The 2521-nt window shown below is 72.8% G+C and carries 3 protein-coding genes and 1 pseudogene; all 4 read right to left on the reverse strand.

Features of this window, described 5'->3' with window-relative positions; translation table 11 throughout:
* A partial coding sequence (locus tag AB0J52_RS35905; RefSeq protein ID WP_500187379.1) for a WXG100 family type VII secretion target occupies window positions 1-816 on the reverse strand: 816 nt, incomplete at its 3' end.
* Window positions 817-976: 160 nt separating this feature from the next.
* A complete protein-coding gene (locus tag AB0J52_RS35910; RefSeq protein WP_500187377.1) occupies window positions 977-1282 on the reverse strand; it encodes a WXG100 family type VII secretion target in 306 nt (101 codons plus the stop codon).
* Window positions 1279-1695: a YbaB/EbfC family nucleoid-associated protein gene (locus AB0J52_RS35915; protein WP_500187378.1), complete on the reverse strand. Its 417-nt coding sequence runs from the start codon at window positions 1693-1695 to the stop codon at window positions 1279-1281. Before AB0J52_RS35915 ends, AB0J52_RS35910 begins: the two co-directional genes overlap by 4 nt.
* 89 nt (window positions 1696-1784) lie before the next feature.
* Window positions 1785-2521 (reverse strand): annotated as a pseudogene (locus tag AB0J52_RS35920) (hypothetical protein); the annotation flags it as partial.

Below are 2521 nucleotides of genomic sequence, written 5' to 3' on the forward strand. Positions count from 1 at the left end.
GACGTCGCGCACGGCCGCGACATCGGTGGCCATGGAGCCGAGCGCGCCGCCGACCGCGCCGCTGACGCCCTCGCGGGCGGCGCCCTTGAACATGTTGCCGGCCGCGGAGCCGGCCGCGTCGGACAGGCCGGGGATCTTGCCGACGCCGTGCCCGACGGCGCCGCCGACCGCGCCGCCGATCGCGCCGTCCAGCATGGAGGTGCCGACCTGCTTGAGGTCGATGCCGTCGCGGTGGCCCTGCGCGACCTGGATGCCCTGGATCAGCAGGTCCAGCCCGCCGCCCTGCAGCAGGCCCATGATCGCGCCCTTGGCGATCGAGGACAGCAGGTTCTGGCCGAGCCGCTCCAGCAGCTGGGTGGCGATCGTTCGGGCGGTGGCCCACGCGCCCGCCTCGACCGCCGGGATCGCCGCCGTGGACGCGCCGAACGTGGCGAACGCCGCCGCGATCAGCCAGGCGATCTGCGCCGCCGTGATGATCAGCAGCGCGATGAACATGTACTTGCCGTACTCGATCTCGGTGGCGCCCTGTTCGAGCACCTGCCCGAGCGCGTCGCAGGCCTCGGCGAGCTTCGGCAGGATCTCCGGGTCGGTGGCGGTCCACTTCTCCCAGTTCAGGCGGAACTTGTCCGCCGCGCCGCTGTCCAGGGCGCCGAGCACGTCGGAGGCGGCCCGGTTCAGCTCGCCGATCAGGGAGGTCACGTCCGAGGACGCCGTGTGCCAGGCGTCGGCGGCCCGCCGCATGGCGGTCTCGTCGCCCTCCGGCCAGTCGGCGCCGATGAGCCAGGACAGCCACTTGACCTCGTCGGGGATCTCCATGCCCACGGGGAAGGCCACCTCAAGGGGAGTTCGGGGGGAGCGGGGGGACGTGCCGGGCCGTGGCCGACGGGCCGAGGGGGCTCGTCAGCGGACGGTCGCCCGGCGGGGGCGGACCCGGTGCGCCCCGTCCGCGGGCGAGCGCGGACGGGGGCGGACGGGGTCAGCGGATCTTCGAGTGGTGCTCGGCCTTGTCGTAGTTGTCGGCCATGTCGTCGACGCCGTCCTTGATGTTGCGCAGGCCCTTGGCGGTGTCGCCGAACGACTTGAGCATGTTCTTCGCGGGCGTCTCGTAGTTCTTGCCGAACTCCTCGCCCGTCTTGTCACCGCCCCAGCACTTGCCCTCGGCCTGGAGCCTGCCGTTCAGGCGGTCGAAGATCTCCTTGAGGTGGTCCGCCCCCGTGTCGAAGCCGCCGCCGGCCTTGCGCAGGGCCTTGGTGTCGACTTCCAGGTATCCGCCGTCGCTCATTTACCCAGCAATCCGTAGTGCTCGCGAATGGAGTCCATGTCGAACTTCTCGGGCAGCAGCTTGCCCAGGTCGGGGATGCCGCCCGGCCCGGCGCCCTCGCCGGCCGGCCCGGCGGGGGCGATGTCCCGCATGGCCTCGCTGATCTTCTCGGCGACCTGCGCGGACGCCTCGCGGGACGCCTCCAGGACGGCCTCGGACAGCTCGGCGGACGCCAGCTTGCGGTACACGCGCGGGTCGAGCTCCAGCGCGGTCAGCCTGCCCTGCCGGTCGACCGTGACCCGGACCATCCCGTCGGCCGCCTCGGCGGACGCGTCGATGTCCTCAAGCCTCTCCTGCAGCCCCTTGAGCTTGTCCCGCTGCTCGCGGTACTGGCCCAGCAGCTCGTCGATGTGCGCCTGCCACTCAGCGCGCATGCCGCTCCCCTCGCCGTGCCGGCCTCGTCCGCCCTGATCGTCCCGAAGACGTTACAACGGCACGTGTCGGACTTCGACCTGAAGTGTTCCTAGTTCTTCCAGAGCAGGACGTTCTGCACCTCGACGCCCAGCTCGGACGCCGTCAGGTTGACCGGCCCGGCGGCGCCGCCGACCGCTCCGCCGCGCGCGTAGTAGGACTGCGCGAACACCACGTTCGTGCCGCGCGAGTAGGTCCGTGTCCAGCGCTCGGGGTTGCCGCGCAGCACCGGGATGCCGCTGCTCTTGGCCGGGCCGAGCAGCCTCGGCTCGGCGTGCCGGTTCAGCGAGTTGACGACCGCCCGCGCGTCCGCGGCGCTGTCGAACCGCGCGATCGACAGCACGGTCACGATCGTCCGGGACGAGTTGAGGTACACGCCCGACGCCATGCGGCCGGTGCAGGGGTGCGCGCGCAGCGTCGAGAGCAGCTGCGTGTTGGCGCGCAGGACGCACGACTCGTACCGCGTGCCCGCCTGCGTGTAGGAGTTGCCCTTCGCCGTCCGGATCGTTCGGGTGAGGATGCTCCACGGGTCGGACGTGCCGCCCCCGCCCCCGCCGCCACCGCCGCCTCCGCCTGTCGGGGAGGTCGGCCGCGTCCCGTGCGGGCTGGACGGCGCCGAGGTCGGCGGCGGGAGGACGGCCACGTGCCGCTTCGGCTTGTCGTCGCCGGACAGCAGGACGAGCGCGCCGATCCCGCCGCCGATGAGGACGACGGCGACGACCGCGATGACGATGAGCACCGCCGCGCCGCCCCCGCCGCCGGGCGGCGGACCGGGCGGCGGCGGGAAGC

Origin of the sequence: Spirillospora sp. NPDC049652, assembly GCF_040675125.1 — a bacterium.
Classification (GTDB): Bacteria; Actinomycetota; Actinomycetes; order Streptosporangiales; family Streptosporangiaceae; genus Spirillospora.

Bases quoted from the DNA above. Each gene is read 5' to 3' on its own strand.
- AB0J52_RS35910 (WP_500187377.1), bottom strand. From the start codon at position 1,282: ATGAGCGACGGCGGATACCTGGAAGTCGACACCAAGGCCCTGCGCAAG.
- AB0J52_RS35915 (WP_500187378.1), bottom strand. From the start codon at position 1,695: ATGCGCGCTGAGTGGCAGGCGCACATCGACGAGCTGCTGGGCCAGTAC.